General features: G+C 43.0%; 19 protein-coding genes. 3 read left to right on the forward strand and 16 right to left on the reverse strand.

The features are described 5' to 3' along the window. Nucleotides 1-165: 165 nt before the first annotated feature. The 4 genes from BN2425_RS19370 to BN2425_RS19385 form a co-directional block, all read right to left on the reverse strand. The gene (locus BN2425_RS19370; RefSeq protein ID WP_042463082.1) at nucleotides 166-399 is read right to left on the reverse strand and encodes a CsbA family protein; all 234 of its coding nucleotides are present in this window, start codon (nucleotides 397-399) and stop codon (nucleotides 166-168) included. 147 nt (nucleotides 400-546) lie between these two features. Then, the gene (locus BN2425_RS19375) at nucleotides 547-1,371 is read right to left on the reverse strand and encodes a carbohydrate ABC transporter permease (protein WP_042462972.1); all 825 of its coding nucleotides are present in this window, start codon (nucleotides 1,369-1,371) and stop codon (nucleotides 547-549) included. Between the two features lie 11 nt (nucleotides 1,372-1,382). Continuing rightward, entirely contained in the window at nucleotides 1,383-2,333 is a 951-nt protein-coding gene (locus BN2425_RS19380; RefSeq protein ID WP_235714692.1) for a carbohydrate ABC transporter permease, read from the reverse strand. A 30-nt stretch (nucleotides 2,334-2,363) separates the two neighbouring features. Continuing rightward, nucleotides 2,364-3,662 (reverse strand): ABC transporter substrate-binding protein, encoded by a 1,299-nt coding sequence (locus tag BN2425_RS19385; RefSeq protein WP_042462975.1) that lies wholly within the window; start codon nucleotides 3,660-3,662, stop codon nucleotides 2,364-2,366. Between the two features lie 445 nt (nucleotides 3,663-4,107). Here BN2425_RS19385 and BN2425_RS19390 point away from each other — a divergent pair, with 445 nt between their 5' ends. After that, a complete protein-coding gene (locus tag BN2425_RS19390) occupies nucleotides 4,108-6,453 on the forward strand; it encodes an immune inhibitor A domain-containing protein (protein ID WP_042462977.1) in 2,346 nt (781 codons plus the stop codon). Between the two features lie 55 nt (nucleotides 6,454-6,508). Here BN2425_RS19390 and BN2425_RS19395 read toward each other — a convergent pair whose 3' ends face one another. The 4 genes from BN2425_RS19395 to BN2425_RS23630 form a co-directional block, all read right to left on the reverse strand. After that, nucleotides 6,509-7,018, reverse strand: a complete 510-nt coding sequence (locus BN2425_RS19395) for a DoxX family protein (RefSeq protein ID WP_042462980.1) — start codon at nucleotides 7,016-7,018, stop codon at nucleotides 6,509-6,511. Between the two features lie 192 nt (nucleotides 7,019-7,210). Beyond that, on the reverse strand, nucleotides 7,211-8,140 hold the full coding sequence (locus BN2425_RS19400) for a cation diffusion facilitator family transporter (protein ID WP_042462982.1): 930 nt from the start codon (nucleotides 8,138-8,140) through the stop codon (nucleotides 7,211-7,213). Between the two features lie 131 nt (nucleotides 8,141-8,271). Then, nucleotides 8,272-8,643 (reverse strand): ArsR/SmtB family transcription factor, encoded by a 372-nt coding sequence (locus BN2425_RS19405; protein ID WP_042462984.1) that lies wholly within the window; start codon nucleotides 8,641-8,643, stop codon nucleotides 8,272-8,274. A gap of 63 nt (nucleotides 8,644-8,706) precedes the next feature. After that, entirely contained in the window at nucleotides 8,707-9,015 is a 309-nt protein-coding gene (locus tag BN2425_RS23630) for a hypothetical protein (protein ID WP_235714693.1), read from the reverse strand. On the opposite strand from BN2425_RS23630, the gene BN2425_RS23600 reads away from it, so the two are divergent. Next, on the forward strand, nucleotides 8,991-9,128 hold the full coding sequence (locus BN2425_RS23600; protein WP_081798142.1) for a DUF2071 domain-containing protein: 138 nt from the start codon (nucleotides 8,991-8,993) through the stop codon (nucleotides 9,126-9,128). The two genes, BN2425_RS23630 and BN2425_RS23600, sit on opposite strands and share 25 nt — an antisense overlap. Before the next feature lie 355 nt (nucleotides 9,129-9,483). Here the strand turns inward: BN2425_RS23600 and BN2425_RS19420 are convergent, their stop codons facing one another. Together BN2425_RS19420 and BN2425_RS19425 are read right to left on the reverse strand one after the other, a co-directional pair. Beyond that, a complete protein-coding gene (locus tag BN2425_RS19420; protein WP_042462986.1) occupies nucleotides 9,484-10,026 on the reverse strand; it encodes a GNAT family N-acetyltransferase in 543 nt (180 codons plus the stop codon). Between the two features lie 96 nt (nucleotides 10,027-10,122). Continuing rightward, complete coding sequence (locus tag BN2425_RS19425) at nucleotides 10,123-10,689, reverse strand: putative ABC transporter permease (protein ID WP_042462988.1); 567 nt, start codon at nucleotides 10,687-10,689, stop codon at nucleotides 10,123-10,125. Nucleotides 10,690-10,848: 159 nt separating this feature from the next. On the opposite strand from BN2425_RS19425, the gene BN2425_RS19430 reads away from it, so the two are divergent. Further along, nucleotides 10,849-11,454, forward strand: coding sequence for a TetR/AcrR family transcriptional regulator (locus BN2425_RS19430; protein WP_042462991.1), 606 nt, complete (start codon nucleotides 10,849-10,851; stop codon nucleotides 11,452-11,454). Nucleotides 11,455-11,495: 41 nt separating this feature from the next. Here BN2425_RS19430 and BN2425_RS19435 read toward each other — a convergent pair whose 3' ends face one another. From BN2425_RS19435 to BN2425_RS19460, 6 genes are all read right to left on the reverse strand, one after another. Continuing rightward, nucleotides 11,496-12,581: a sulfate/molybdate ABC transporter ATP-binding protein gene (locus BN2425_RS19435; RefSeq protein WP_042462993.1), complete on the reverse strand. Its 1,086-nt coding sequence runs from the start codon at nucleotides 12,579-12,581 to the stop codon at nucleotides 11,496-11,498. A gap of 32 nt (nucleotides 12,582-12,613) precedes the next feature. Continuing rightward, complete coding sequence (cysW, locus tag BN2425_RS19440; protein WP_081798143.1) at nucleotides 12,614-13,474, reverse strand: sulfate ABC transporter permease subunit CysW; 861 nt, start codon at nucleotides 13,472-13,474, stop codon at nucleotides 12,614-12,616. Between the two features lie 13 nt (nucleotides 13,475-13,487). Beyond that, nucleotides 13,488-14,324, reverse strand: coding sequence for a sulfate ABC transporter permease subunit CysT (cysT, locus tag BN2425_RS19445; protein WP_042462995.1), 837 nt, complete (start codon nucleotides 14,322-14,324; stop codon nucleotides 13,488-13,490). Nucleotides 14,325-14,338: 14 nt separating this feature from the next. Continuing rightward, nucleotides 14,339-15,403 (reverse strand): sulfate ABC transporter substrate-binding protein, encoded by a 1,065-nt coding sequence (locus BN2425_RS19450; RefSeq protein ID WP_154663563.1) that lies wholly within the window; start codon nucleotides 15,401-15,403, stop codon nucleotides 14,339-14,341. A 149-nt stretch (nucleotides 15,404-15,552) separates the two neighbouring features. Next, nucleotides 15,553-15,744, reverse strand: a complete 192-nt coding sequence (locus BN2425_RS19455; protein WP_042462997.1) for a YezD family protein — start codon at nucleotides 15,742-15,744, stop codon at nucleotides 15,553-15,555. Further along, a complete protein-coding gene (locus BN2425_RS19460; protein WP_042462999.1) occupies nucleotides 15,722-16,177 on the reverse strand; it encodes an RrF2 family transcriptional regulator in 456 nt (151 codons plus the stop codon). Before BN2425_RS19460 ends, BN2425_RS19455 begins: the two co-directional genes overlap by 23 nt. Nucleotides 16,178-16,351 lie beyond the last annotated feature (174 nt).

Consider the following 16,351-nt stretch of genomic DNA (forward strand, 5'->3'; position numbering starts at 1 on the left):
TTTCTCCTGCTCGGGCATTTAGATCACTTCTTAGTGACCACTCACCCTCCTTTTTCTCCTGCTCGGGCATTAATGCTGTAACGATTTCTCTCCAATTCACCGGAAGCCAATTGTGTCCTAAAAAAAACAAACAGCCTGTGCTAAGTAGACAGACTGTTTTAGAAGTTATTTGTTGCTAACGGGTTTTGGTTTCATTTTGGCAGCCAGCCAGAAACCGGCTGTTAATGAAAAAGCATCAACTACAATTAGAGGAAATGCATTCGTGTATCCTTTATATACAGAAGCCGCAATCAGGGCAACCGTTAAGACGAGTCCAATCAAGCGGTTATAGGTTACGCGGGCAAACAGCATAACCAATATGCCTGGTAAAATCAACGCTGATAAATATTTGATTACCATATCCAAATGGTACACCTCATTTTTATAACTTTTCGTTAATTAATTCTAGAAAGATATACACAAAATTGCAACAAAAAAGTCTAATCGCTCCATTCAAATTTTGATAAACATAAAAAGACCGCAAGCCCAAGCTCACGGGATGAAGGATTATTTAACAGCGCCAGCCGTCAGCCCTTCCATAAATTGTTTGGAGGCGATAAAAAACAATACAATCATTGGCAGTGACGACAAGGTCAATCCGGCAAACAATGCGCCCCAATCAGCCGAATACTCACCGAACAATGACATCATGCCCACTGGAATCGTTTTTTTCAATTCATCGGTAATAAAGATTAATGGAAAGAAGAAATCATTCCAGGATTGAATAAAATTAATGATCATTACTGTTCCCAGAGCAGGACGCATTAATGGCAACACAACATTCCATAAAATTCGCAAATCACCGGCCCCATCCATCCGGGCGGCTTCTTCAAGTTCCCTAGGAATCGTTCGGAAAAATCCTGTTAAAATTAATATCGATAACGGAATCCCTGTTGCCGTGTACATCAAAATCAGCGACCACAACGAATTGGTTAACCCTAGATTTTTCATTAAAATAAAGAGAGGAACAATTCCGAGCTTAATAGGGATCATCATCCCCATTAAAAAGATAAAAAACATGATATGATTCCACCAAAAGGTATATCTGGCAATATAGAAAGCAGCCAAAGAAGTCGTGATTAAAGTTAGCAATACAGAAACTACACTGACAAACACGCTGTTAGAAAAATAGGTCATAAACGGAACTTGCTCTAACAGCTTCTTAAACGTTTCCATACTAAATTCCTTTGGAAGTGCGAGCGGGTGCATAAAAATTTCCATACTCGGTTTAAAAGAAGACAAAATCATTAAAACAATTGGATATAGACTAATAGAGGCAAATACGAAAGCAATAACATAATAGAATGGCTTCATCCAGATAGTCGTTTTCACTTTCATCCCCCCTACATGTCTACTTGTTTTTTCTGCATATATCTTAAATAAAATGCTGTAATGACCGAGATAAACAAGAATAGCAGGACCGCAAGCGCTGATCCAAGGCCAATTGCCGTTGAATCACCCGTACCTCCGCCAAACGCCAAGCGATAGAAGAACACAGCCAGTGTATCAGTCGCGTGATAAGGCTCACCTTGTGAACCTTGCATCGCATAGACCAGTTCAAAAGCCTCGAAAGACTGAATAAACGTCAGCACCGTCATAATCATAATTGAGGGCATCATGAGCGGCAGCATGATTCTTCTAAGCATCATCAAGCCCTTCGCTCCGTCTAATGTGGCTGCTTCCAGCAAATCTCTCGGAATCGCTTGAAACCCTGCCAAAAAGATTAACACGGCAAAACCTAACCCAAACCAGCAGTTTACTAGAATGATTGCCATCAACGCTGTATCTGGGTCTCCCAACCAGGCTTTTTTGAGGTTTTCCAAGCCAAATGCACCGAAGATTACATTTAAAGCCCCATAATTAGGGTTTAAAATCAGCTTCCATAAAAACCCCACCACGATAACTGACAAGAGTCTGGGTAGAAAATAAGCAATTTTAAAAAACTCAGCGCCGCGAATTTTTTGGTAAATGATAAAGGCCAACAGAAAGGCCAACCCATTTTGCACTATCATCTGCACGGCAAAATACAAAACATTATGGCCAAAGGAATTCCAAAAATAGCCGCTAAATGGCTCCTGGGTAAACAGGTTTTTATAGTTATCCAGACCGATAAAGACACCCCTCTTAATCCCCTTCCAATCATAGAAACTATAGGTGAGTGCTGCCAATTGCGGGTAAACAATGAATAGTCCATAGATGGCAAGGGCGGGAATCGGGAAGAGGTGAATTCCCCACCTCTTCCGTTTTTTTAACCTTTTCTGCTTGGTAGTATTAGGTTGTAGCATCGTCTGCATATTCTCCGCCACCTACTTCTTTTTAAAAATTTATTGTACAGGCTTAAACCAAGTATCTGCGCTTTCCTGTACTTTTTTGGCGACACCTTCAGGGGTTTGTTTTCCTAAGTACATTCCTTGAAGTTCTGTTTCTAATGTTACTTTGGTTGTCGGGTTTCCGCCGGCGAAGTAAACCACCATCATATAGGGAGTAGAGATTTTTTCCACCGCTTCACTTAAGCTTGTGACTAATTCGTCTTTTGACTTCACGCCAGGCATTGCACTGATCATTTTAAATTCGTTGGTAAACAGCTCGCCGAACTCTTTGGTGGTTAAAAACTCCATGAACTTTTTCGCTTCTTCTTTATGCTTGGATTTCGCATTCACCGCGAACGATCCGTCTACCCATGCCGTGATAGTTGGTTCTTTACCTATAGCGGAAGGCATTGGGAAGTAACCGATCTCAATATCCGGATTCAACCCGCGAACCACTTCAATTTCCCAGCTTCCCATCGGAAACATCGCTGCCTGGCCTGTGGCAAATAAAGTCCTGATATCATCCATGCCAAGCCCCTCGGAATTGTCTGGGAAGTATTTCTTTAATTGCTCCATAGCCTTAATGGAATTCACAAATTCTTCGCTGGTAAAATTGGTTTGCCCTTTGGTAATTTTATCGACAAAATCATTCGCTCCATAGTGGGCTGGCCCAATGATTCCATGAGCGGCGGATAATAACCAGCCTTCTTTCGTTCCTATAGCAATTGGAATAATGCCTTTCTTTTTGATAGTTTCATTTAATGCAATAAATTCATCCCATGTTTTTGGTTCCTTTAGGTTCAAATCTTTAAAAATTTTCTTGTTATAAAACATCTGGGTGGTGCTCATATTAACCGGCACGCCATATTGTTTGCCATCAGAGCCTTTTGAAGCCTGAAGGGCAGCATCCGGGAAGACATCTAGGCCTTTTACATCATCTAGTGGCTCAAGGTAACCGGCATCTGCCAGCGCAATTCCGGGTGCATATGGCCGTAAGTGGATAATATCTGGGCCTTCACCGCTTTGCAGGGCAGTGTTAAGAATGGTATTGTATTCTGTATTTTTCGATGGCTTAAATTCAACTTTGATATTTGGATACTTCTTATTAAAAGCAGCAGTAACCTTCTCATAATTCGCCGTATCCTCGGTTCTCCAACTTCCAATCGTTAAACTGACTGTTCCCTCCGTCTTATCGTTCCCCTTCGATCCACTATCTGACATGTCCGTCTTGTCCGTATCTTTAGAACAGGCCGCCGCAAACATTAAAATAAACACAAAAACCCCTACCAACCACGCCTTCCCCATTTTTCCCATAAAATCGTGGGCCTCCTTAAAAATTTTAGGGACTGTCCCCCAACACGTTAATACGTTACAACAGTGGGGGACTGTCCCTCAGCTTGTTAAAGCGTTAATAGGGTGAGGGACTGTCCCCTAATAGTCCTATTTCGAGTATATTTAGCAATGTTTCATCGTATAACCATTATTCTTGAAACATCGTTACAATTATTGTTTCGATCGAATTGTGCACATTTTCTGTTGAAAATACGAAGATTTCCAAGAATTTTGTTACTATTTTACTATTTTTGTTGAAAAGAATTTGTAATATTTACAATTTTCAAATATGGCTATATCATTAGATTAAACATTTAGGGATGCTAAATATTCTAGTCAACCTAGCATCCTCTCTATACTAATTTCCAAGGAGGCGAAAAAAAGCTTTTTTTCATACTGAGTTATTTAATTGACAAGGGGGAGCTTTATGAGGAAAAGGAAGATTCTTTCTGGTGCATTAACCTTATCGTTAGGGGTCGGATTGTTCAATGTGGCAGCAGCGGCACCTAACGTGAAAGCAGCTGCGCCTACAATCAAATATGGTGTGACTGCTGATTTAGGCATCGCTAATGATGAAAGATTAATAGACATGCTGAAGCGTGAAGGAAAACTAGCAAAAAATGCGAGCCCGGCAGAAGCTGAGAAGGCATTGAAAAATTATTTAAATGCGAAAGCAAAATCTACTAAAACAAAAGATCAAATCCCATCCTCGTTAAAAATTGATAGCAGTAATGGAAAAGCTATTTCTAACGGGCTTAAGAATGGCAGCGGTAATAAATTGGGACAAGCCAAGAAAGATACGGTTGATTCTGTAAGTAAAGAGACATATAAAGGTGATGTTCGTACCGATAAGGTCCTTGTTCTAGCAATTGATTTTCCTGACTATCCAAAAAGCTCAATCACTAAAGATGAAACCGACATGTGGTATGAGGATTACACTCATGATCATTTCCAGGATATGATTTTTGGAAAAAATGGATATAAAGGTCCAAACGGCGAAAATCTTGTCTCTATGAAACAATACTATGAGCAGCAATCCGGAGGCAGCTATACAGTTGAGGGAACAGTTGCTGGCTGGTACACAGCAGACCATGAAGCGGCTTATTATGGGGCAAATGATCCTGCACCAGATGGAAATGATATCGCACCCCGAGCGCTAGTATACGAAGCCCTCAAAAAGGCTGCACAAGATCCAAATGTAGATTTAAGCGAGTATGATGTTTGGGATCGCGATGACTACGATGGTGATGGTGTTTATGCCGAACCAGACGGCCTGATTGACCATTTAATGGTCCTCCATGCCGGTGTTGGTGAAGAAGCAGGCGGAGGTGCCCTTGGCGGCGATGCCATTTGGTCGCACCGTTCCAAGCTATCTACTGGACCTGTCGCAGTACCAGGTGCTACATCTAACAGCGACCGTTGGGGCGGCCTGTTAGGTGCATGGGATTACACCATTGAACCGGAAGACGGTGCAGCCGGCGTATTTGCCCATGAATATGGCCATGACTTGGGTCTGCCAGATGAATACGACACACAATATACCGGTGCCGGTGAAGCCATCGAGTACTGGTCCATCATGTCAAGCGGCAGCTGGGCTGGGGATGTCCCTGGAACCGAACCAACTGGGTTTAGCCCATATGCTAGACAAATGCTGCAAAGCTTACATGGCGGAAACTGGCTGACAGGCTCTTCATTAAATGCCAGTGACATCAACAAACAAGGTACTACGGTTCTACTTGATGAAGGTGCCACAAAGGGCACTAACAATGATGCAGTTCGAGTTGATTTACCAGATAAAGAAAATAACATCAATGTCCCTTCAAGCGGCACCTATGAATATTTTAGCGGCAAAGGCGATGAACTGAATAATTCAATGACCGCTACGGTAGACCTTACAAATGTCCATACTGCCGAATTTAAATTCAAAACCTGGTATGATATTGAACAAGATTGGGATTATGCATCAGTTCAAGTCAAAACAGAAGGTGAAGACTGGAAGTCCATTCCTGGGAATATCACTACCACAACTGATCCTAATAAGCAAAACCCTGGCAATGGTATTACTGGTAACTCCAAAGGCTGGGTCGATGCAGCTTTTGATTTATCAGCTTATGCAGGTCAAAAAATTGATTTAAGATTTAACTACTGGACAGACGTAGCTGCCTCTTATCCTGGTTTCTATGTAGATGATATAGCTTTAACTGCAGATGGTAAAACTGTACTAAGTGATGATGCAGAAGGTGCATCCGCCTTTACTTTTGACGGATTCAAGAAAGATACTGGAAAGTACTATTCTCAACGTTATTACTTATTAGAATGGAGATCCCACAACGGTGTCGATGCCGGATTGGCCCACATCCGCCGCGGCGCCAGTTTAATGAGCTATGACAAAGGCTTAGTCGTCTGGTATGTCGATGAATCCTACGATGATAACTGGACAGGCATCCACCCTGGTGAAGGATTTCTTGGAGTCGTTGATGCCGACCAGCATGCGCTGTCTTGGAGCGATAAAACGACTGGCTCATCACGATATCAATTGCATGATGCTGCCTTTGGTTTAAGCAAAACAGACAAGATGTTCCTTGATTATCCTGGACTATATACGATGAAGGATAATTTTACACAGCGCAACCCGCTGTTTGATGACAGTACTGACTACAGCAATCCGGGGTTGATTGATGCGGGACGCAACGTTCCGAAGTTCGGATTAAAATTCCGTGTTGTCGGTGAAAGCGCCGATGGAACGGTTGGGAAAGTACTAATTTTTAAATAGTAATTAAAAAGGGTGTCCCCACCATAGAAGGGACACCCTTTGTTGTGTTCAGTATTTAAACCGTTTGACCCGGACTCGCTTTTTGCTTAAACACCGTTTTGCGGATGAAAGGAATTACCCAGCGGTCTAAGCCGTATTTACCCGCATTAAAGCCGCTGAATACGATGAAGAAGCCTAAGAAAATGTCTTGCGGGTTAGATGAAACAGTTCCTGCCAAGAAGAAGGCAAAGTTCATCATTAGTCCGAAGAATGCTGCTGCAGTCGTTAAGCAGCCAAGAATTAATCCAAGTCCAATTAAAAACTCGCCAATAGGGACGATTGTATTAAATATATCAACATTCGGCAACGCAAAACCTTTTAAGAATGTCACATACCATCCGTATAAAACATCCCCTTCAGGGCCTTTTACCGGATTGGCGATTGCACCTTTTAAGAAGCCTGATGCATCAAAGCCGCCGCCTGTTAACTTTCCATAACCAGCTGAAATAAATGTGTAACCCAAGACTAAACGAAAAACTAATAAAATAACTGAAGAAACTTTACTTTCTCTTAACCATTTAACCATTGAAGGTCGCTCCCTTTCAAAAATAATTATTGAATGATTTCACATATAGAATATAACTCATTTTACGGTTGAAATGGTGATTATGTGAATATGTTCACATAATGTTAAAAATCATGTGGCAAAAATTTGAACATAGTGACAAAACAACAGGAGTGCACCGAGTTAAACCCGATGCACTCCTGTTAAAACTATTTAATTACACGTCCCATGCGGACTCGGACAGCCATTTTCCTCTTTTTCAACCTGAATGGTGCTGTGTTCAATGTCGAACTCATCATGAAGAATTCTTTGTGATTGTGCAAGGATTTCATCATGGACACCATTATCCAATATCGTGATATGACAGCTCAACACCGGATATCCAGATGTAATTGTCCAGATGTGCAGGTCATGCACTTCTTTCACAAAGGGAATCTTGGCCAGCGCCAATTTGACCTGGTGGCCATCAATCTGGGTCGGGGCGCCTTCCATTAAAATATGGAATGAGTCTTTCGTGACACGGAATCCGCTGAATAATATCAAGGCCGCCACAATAATACTGGCAAGCGGGTCCGCAATCCCCCAGCCGAAAAACATGATCAGTAACGCAGCGATAATCGCACCGACTGACCCTAACATATCGCCAAGCACATGCAAAAACGCACTTCTGACATTTAAATTTTCTTCTTTGTCACCCTGCATTAAAATCCAAGCGGCAACTATATTCACAATCAACCCGGTGATTGAAATCAACAGCATCCCTGTGCTTTGAATTTCCGGCGGAGCAAAAAACCGCTGAAAAGCTTCATAAAAAATATAAATTGAAATAATAATTAGTGTTAGACCATTTAGTGCCGCAGCAATAATTTCAAACCGCTTATAGCCGTACGTTTTATCCTGGGTGCCTTTTTTTTCGCCCAGCTTAATGGCAAAAAAGCTTAATCCAAGTGCAACGGCATCACTGAGCATATGGCCGGCATCCGAAAGCAAGGCCAAGCTGTTGGTTAACAGCCCCCCGATGACTTCCACTATCATAAACGCTGCGATTAATAAGAAGGCGCTGAATAATGCTTTTTTATTCCCCGTATGAGAATGACTATGCGAATGGCCATGAGAATGGCCATGATGGTGATGGTGTCCCAATTTTATCCCCCCAAGAGCCTGACAGTTTATTGAACTGCTATTTATCTTTTTATAAGAATATCCTTCCCCATAATCAGAAGTATTTCTAAGAGAACCCGTCAATGGTCCTTTTTCTAAGTTGCCGTTAACCTTCAGCCACGGCTGACCAATTCCTCTTGATGGGCAAAAGCAATGCGGATTAATTGTTTTACATGGTCATCATCAAGGGAATAATAAACAAGTTTACCTTCTTTTCTATATTTAGCGAGACCAAGGCTTTTTAAATGCCGCAGATGGTGCGAGGTCGTTGCTGTTGACGCCCCAACAATTTCAGCCACATCACATACACAGAGTTCTTTTTCAAGGGTAAGTGCATAGGCAACCTTCATTCTCGTTTCATCCGATAATGCCTTAAAAAGCTTGGTTACTTCCACTATATTCTTGCTTTGGTCAATCTGCTGCTTAAGAATGGCCGTTTTCTCTCTGCTGTCGCAAATTACCTCGCATACATCCCGTTCGCTCATATGGTCACCCATTTCATTCAAATGTTCGTTTGATTATATAATATTCAAACAGTGGTTTGACTGTCAATCATTTTGAAAGAAATTTACAAAAAACGGCAGTGAATTATGACACAAAACGTGGGAAGATTTATTTGTTTTGCTATTGGGAAGTTGACCTGAAAGGGTTAAGCCCTTGCTGCCGCGCTGTCTTAAATTGGATTTGTTTAATGGAAGAGCGTGGATCACTGTTCTGCCCTCTAGAGTACAGCCAGCATCAGCGTTTTCACTGTCTTCCAGAGATTCCTCAGCTAAATTCCTATTTGCAATTAAACGTTTGAACATATGTAAAGTATGGAGAAGTAAGCGGGGTGTATTTTTTTGAATTCGATGCAAACCATCTGCCTTCCGTATTGGGAGCGAAGGCAATATCGCTTCCGTACCGACTGGCAAAAATGGAGATGACACGGAGGCATGATGGGATTTCCTTTCATAGTAAGCAAGTGTAAGGAAGCGGCAAATTCTCTGGAACCGTTCAGCCTATCATGACTTTGCCAGTTAGCCTTAAGCCTGGAGAGTTGAATTACTGGCTGCTTGAACCATCACTAGTTTACGTCAATGGGGAATCTGCTGTTTCGTGGAGAAATCCGCCATAATCGGTGGGAGGTAAAGAATGCCCTGGCAACCATCCAAAAGCTAAATTTTGCTTACTTGGACTCACCTGATGAGTCGGCTCGCGTGCACTATGCCAGCGTCAAACAAGCCTATATTCTGATGCTAAAATTAGTCGGCAGGTCGTAATCTTGTTTAGTCTTTTTGCTGTATCCGTATCAACACTCCCCCATTTGCCGCTCATGACAGGTTCTAGATATCCTCCTCTAAAATGGAAAATTGAATATGGTCTTCCCATGTCCCATTGATTTTGACATTTTTTCTGGCAATGCCTTCTTTTTGAAAACCGGCTTTTTCCAAGACCCTTTGCGAGCCAATATTGGCCGGCATGACACCAGCCATGAGACGATGTAATTTTAACTGATTAAACCCATAATGAACTAACAATATAACAGCCTCGGTTGTATATCCCCTGCCATTATGCCTTTGGTCAAGGCTATAGCCGATATAGCCGCTCTGCAGGACATCTCTGCTTATCCCCGTAATATCTATATCCCCAATTAATTCATCTGTTTCCTTTAAAAAGATGCCAAACGCATACTCCTTATCCTCTTTTCTGCCTTCAATGGAAGACTGGATTGCTCTTAAACGGCGTTCTAAAGTATAATACTCTTCCTGCCTTTTTGGGGAATATTTTTGGAAAAAGTCCCGATTTCTTAAATACAAACCCCTAATAGCCTCTGCGTCCTTCTCTTCTAAATACCGTAAATATATGCCGGTACCTACCAATTTCATTAAACGACCTCCCCTGCTCACCTATACTAAAGAGTATTTCTTTGCCAAAAATAAAACTCCTTCTTTTTCTCTGAAGGAGTTTTCCGGCTTTTCATCTTAATCTGGCTGAATTTCTTCAGCAACTAGAATGGTTGAAGCATGCCTTCTGACCGTTAAGGCCAGATCAGCAAGAAAATATAGACCAACTGCAGACCAAACCCAAGTCCAAAAAGGGTGAACTGACAAATAAAAGGAGGCAACAGCCGGATGGATCCATTTTACAAACAGCAAGGAAAGCAATGTCCAACAAACAGAGTACGGCAAACAAATATGGCCATGCAGCTGCAGAGGCATATCTGAATAATCCCACCATTGTCGATTAAACAACTTCCCAAGCAGGGTGCCGCTGATATATTCAACTACAGTCGGGATGACAAGGCAGAGCAGCACAGCAAGCCCCCAGTGGAGCCCCGGCCGGATAAGCAGTACCAATAGTAATGGGGCAATCCCATACATCGGTTTAAACGGACCGTATAAAAAATTGTCTTTCAAAAACTTTCCCTTTGTTACCAAGTTAAAGCTGTTTTCCAGCATCCAGCCAAAGAACGAATAGACCATAAAATAAAACAGAATAGCCGCTACCCCTTCGATATGAAAAATATCAATAAATTGGATATTGTTCATAAAGGCTAAACACCTCTCATCGTTCAAAAATCAACGATAATATGATTGACGAAAAATATGATAAATATTCCAAATCAAACAGGGGAAAAAACAATACTCAACACAACGTTGATTATCCTCTGCCCTATCGAATATAATGGGGCATAAAGGAGGGGGAACATGACCAAAAAACTAAATGACAAACGAGTCATGCGCACTAAGCGGCTCATTCGCGATACACTGACGGAATTAATGGAACAAAAAGGCTTTGATGCCATTACTGTAAAAGATATAACTGATAAAGCGATGATCAATCGCGGAACGTTTTATCTGCACTATCAGGACAAATATGATTTATTGGAAAAAAGTGAAGCGGAATTTTTTTCAAGCCTGGAGCAGATCGTTCGAGACCTAAACCCGCAAGTAGCCATCTCCCTTACCAGTCAAAATGAGCCGTTTCCTGTGATTGTAAAACTTTTTGACTATTTCCAAGAAACCGCCCCTTTTCTAAAAGCTCTGCTAGGACCGAAGGGAGACCCCAAATTCCAAGTAAAACTGAAAGAAATGATTAAGACACTGATGCGGCAGGTCCTTTTATCCCAGGTAAATCAAGAGGATTTGCTTGTTCCTGAAGAGTTCCTTCTATCCTATATCAGCTCTGCCCATGTTGGCGTCGTCCAATATTGGCTAGAAACCGGCATGCAAAAATCTTCAGAAGAAATGACACTCATTTTAGCAAAAATGACTCTATTGGGACCTGGGCATGCAACAGGTCTATTAAAATAAGAGGAGGGACTGCTCCCGTATGGGCAATCCCTCTTGGCCTCTTAGTTAAAGGCGGCTGTAAATTTTGTTTGTTCCTGCAAGGAATGTGATGTACCAGGCTCATTTTCAAAAACAACTATATTGTTAAACTCGGCGTGTAGCAGGTCTCCTTTTGAAACGGCTCCTAATTCTTTGTATGTTTCTATGGTCAGTTCGGCCTCATACAAGTCGTCAGTATCCCTCCGTTTTAATTGCATTCTCACGGTTGACCCAACGGAGTGAATATGAACCACTTCAACCAACATCCCCAATCCTTCTGAAGTCTTCTTCAGGACAATCTCATGCGGCCTGATATAGCCTACCGTCCCCTTTTCCAAATCCGTTACCCTGAGAGTCGTTTCCGACAAAGCTTTTCCTGTTATTTCGTTCACTCTTCCTAGAAAGCTATAGACAAACGCATTGGCAGGATGGTGATAAACCTCTTCCGGAGATCCAATCTGCTCGACCATCCCTTTGTTCATGACGACAATCGTATCAGCCATTTCTAGTGCTTCTTCCTGGTCGTGGGTTACGAACACCGTCGTGATGTTCAATTTCTGGTGAATTTCCCGCAGCCAATGGCGCAGCTCCTGGCGCACCTTGGCATCGAGTGCGCCAAACGGTTCATCTAAAAGGAGTACTTCCGGTTCAACCGCCAGCGCCCGTGCCAGTGCAATCCGCTGGCGCTGTCCTCCAGAAAGCTGGGAAGGGTAGCGATCCACCAAGTGCTCCAGCTGGACCAGCCTCAATAATTCATGGACTTTTTCCTTTATTTCTCTTTTCGAGGGACGATTCCGGCGTGGCCTTACCTTCAAACCAAAAGCAACATTTTCAAAAATCGTCATATGGCGAAACAGCGCATAATGCTGGAAAACAAACCCGACTTTTCGTTCTTTTACTGTTTTATTTGTATAATCAAGGCCATTGAACAAGATTTTTCCTGAATCCAGACTTTCCAAACCGGCAATCATCCGTAACAATGTCGTTTTCCCGGATCCCGACGGCCCGAGTAGGGCAACAAAATCCCCTGTCGGTATTTCCAGCTCCACATTTTTAACGGCAGGAAAGCTGCTGAATGCCTTTGAAACATCACAAATGCTGATTCCCATTTCATCTATCCCCCATCTCATTTCCTGCGGCCCTAGTGTTTTTGTGTTTTCCACTCGACCATGCTTTTTATCACCAAGGTCGCCAAAGCAAGCAGTGCCAATAACGACGCCACTGCAAAGGCGGCGGTAAAGTTGTATTCGTTATACAAGATCTCGACATGAAGCGGAATCGTATTGGTCAGACCTCTGATATGCCCAGAAACAACCGAAACCGCACCAAATTCGCCCATCGCCCGGGCATTACAGAGAATCACCCCATACAATAATCCCCATTTGATATTGGGAAGAGTGACACGAAAAAACGTCTGCCAGCCGTTGGCACCAAGCGTAATCGCAGCCTGCTCCTCATCTGTCCCCTGATCCTGCATGATGGGAATTAACTCCCGCACGACAAAAGGAAACGTTACAAATATGGTCGCCAGCACAATGCCAGGTACAGCAAAGATAATTTTTATATTGTGTTCAGCCAAGAATGGTCCCAACATCCCTTGTGATCCGAACAGCAGGACAAACACAAGGCCGGCAATAACGGGTGAAACCGCAAAGGGAATATCAATTAGGGTAAGCATGAAATTTTTTCCCTCAAAGTTAAATTTAGCGATGGCCCATGCGGCAATCACCCCAAAAATCGTGTTAATTGGTACGGCAACCGCTGCGGTTACTAAAGTCAATTTTATGGCTGCCCAGGCATTTGGTTCTATCAGCGCCGCAAAGTAGAGCTGGACCCCTTTTTTTAACGCCTCCGAAAAAACAGCCAGTAAGGGGACAAGGATAAACAGGCCCAAAAACAGGAGGGCAACACCGATTAACAGCCACTTTCGAATCGAGTCAAATCGGCTTGCCACTTTTACCGCACTGGTATCAAAATGTAAAGTTACCTCTCTACTAACCATTTTCAAAACTCCTCTAGGTCACTTGATGTTTTTTCGCTGTTCTCCACTGCCAGAAATTAATCAAGAATAATAGAATGAAGGAAAATCCCAACATGACGACGGCAATGGCAGCGGCTCCGCCATAGTTGTATTGTTCCAATTTCGTAATGATCAGTAATGGGACAATCTCTGTCTTCATCGGCATATTGCCAGATATAAACACAACCGATCCGTATTCACCTAAAGCCCTCGCAAACGCAAGAGCGAAGCCTGTCAGGACAGCCGGGAAAATGGCTGGAAAGATGACTTTAAAAAAGATCTGTCCGGAACCGGCGCCCAGGGTGGAAGCCGCTTCCTCATACTGCTGATCCAAATCCTGCAGCACCGGCTGGACAGACCGGACAACGAACGGCAGTCCAATAAACGTCAGGGCAATTATGATGCCATATTGTGTGTAGGCTACCTTTACGCCCATTGCTTCAAAATATTGGCCAATCCAGCCATTTGGGGCATAGATGGTCGTTAGGGCAATCCCGGCAACCGCCGTTGGCAGGGCAAATGGCAAATCGACTAGAGCGTCAATTACCCGCTTGCCCCAAAACTGGTACCGGACCAAGACCCAGGCGATCAGCGTCCCGAACACCGCATTGACGATGGCAGCGACCAACGAAGTAAACAAAGTCAGTTTATAGGAAGCTACGACTCTCGGTTCCGTCACGGTATTCCAAGTTTGTCCAAAATTTAATGTTGTGGCCTTTAGCAGCAGGGCTGCCAGCGGAATCAAGATGATTAAACTAAGATAAACAACGGTATATCCCATGGACAGGCCGAACCCGGGCAGAACCCGGCGGCTCTTTTGCTTTGCTGCCAATTTGGTGCACTCCCTTATGGTTGATAGATTTGGTCAAAGATGCCCCCGTCATCAAAGTGGGTTTTTTGAGCCTGTTTCCAGCCGCCAAATTTCTCATCAATCGTAAATAGTTTGATATCTGGGAATTGATCAGCATATTTTTCGGCCACTTCTTGATTGCGCGGGCGGTAATAATTTTTCGCAGCGATTTCCTGTCCTTCCGAAGTATATAAATACTCAAGGTAAGCTTTGGCGACCTCTTCTGTCCCATGTTTCTTGGCTGTTTCATCCACTACGGTAACTGGAGGCTCAGCCAAAATGCTTACGGATGGGTTGACAATTTCAAACTTATCTTTACCAAGTTCATTTATTGCTAGATAGGCCTCATTTTCCCAAGCAATCAGCACATCCCCGATGCCCCTTTCTACAAATGTGGTCGTGGAACCGCGTGCGCCTGAGTCTAATACCGGCACGTTTTTGTACAATTTGGCGACAAAATCTTTTGCCTTATCTTGGTCCCCGTTATTGTGTTCCAGTGCATACCCCCATGCTGCTAAATAGTTCCATCTCGCTCCACCGGAAGTTTTCGGGTTAGGAGTGATGACGGAAACGCCTTTTTTAATGAGATCATCCCAATCCTTGATGCCCTTTGGATTTCCTTTCCGAACCAAGAAGACGATGGTCGAAGTATATGGTGAACTATTGTCATCCAATTTCTTCTGCCAGTCTTCTGCAATCTTGCCTGTTTGGGCGATGGCATCAATATCGTACGCAAGGGCGAGTGTCACGACATCTGCCTCAAGGCCATCAATAACAGCCCTAGATTGGCTGCCTGAACCACCATGTGATTGATTAATAGTAACCTTTTGCCCTGTCTTCTTTTCCCAGTAAGCGGTAAAGCTTTTGTTATATTCCTCATAAAGTTCTCTTGTCGGGTCATAGGAAACATTCAATAGTTCAACTGGCGGCTTTACTTCCTTTGCTGAGTCACTTGCCTTTTTTCCTGTGTTGCTTTCGGTACTAGCCGATTGATTGGAGCATCCCGCAGCCCATAATAGAAATGTTAATGAAAATAATGCAATCCAGACTTTCTTCATCATTTTGGTAGACTCCCTTTTCATTTAATAGGGCTAATTGCCCGGATAATGGGCTTTTTTTTGTACAAAAAAAGCCCAATAGTTTTTTGTACATGATCATGTACCTTAAACTAATGGGCCTTCGGCTGTCCGATCGGCATATTGTTCATATTTTAGTACCTGCTTTTTGGTGGTTTTGGCAACTTGGCCTTTGCTTGAAGTGGAAACCGGTATTTTTCCAGTCGGTCTATTTGTGTTACCTGGGAATCATGTACAGTAATTTGCACAGTCCCAAACTCCAAGCCTTCTAGTAAACTGGTAATTTTTTCAATGATTTGCGCATCAAGACGGCCTTTTAATGACAACAAAATCCTCCCCCTCTAACTTGTTAATGCGATTTTGCAGTAAATCTTCAAGCGTTGTACGTTCAAGAACGAAGGCAATCGTGTCTCTCACCAAGGACCATAACGGTTTTAACTGGCACCCAGCCTCCATAGGACATGGTTCATATTGGGTTATCGATGCACACCCCATTGGCGACAGCGGCCCTTCCAAGTCTCGGATGACCTCTCCAATATTTATTCCCTCAGGCCCCTTATGCAGCATGTAACCTCCCTTCGCTCCCCGTTTGCTAGTGACATAACCCAATTTTTTTAACTGAAGCAGCAGTTGTTCAAGATAATGGACGCTAACCATGGTTTTATCCGAAATCTCCTGAATCCCCAGCACTTTGCCTGGGTGATTGCCCAATAGCAGCAATGCCCTTAATGCATATTCCCCTTTACTTGATACTTTCATGGCTCATCCTCCTAATTTAATGTTGAGTAATTCAGTCAAGATTTGGTGGTAAATGTGCGCCGTCATCTCCTGGACAACTTTTTTATATGGCTGTAATCTGGTAAACAATATATGCTGTGAATAGGTAAAAGGGCACTTATCTTATAAACTAAGATAAGTGCCCTTCAGTATGTC

It is taken from the genome of Neobacillus dielmonensis (assembly GCF_000612665.1).
In the GTDB taxonomy this organism is placed as follows: Bacteria; Bacillota; Bacilli; order Bacillales; family Cytobacillaceae; genus Neobacillus; species Neobacillus dielmonensis.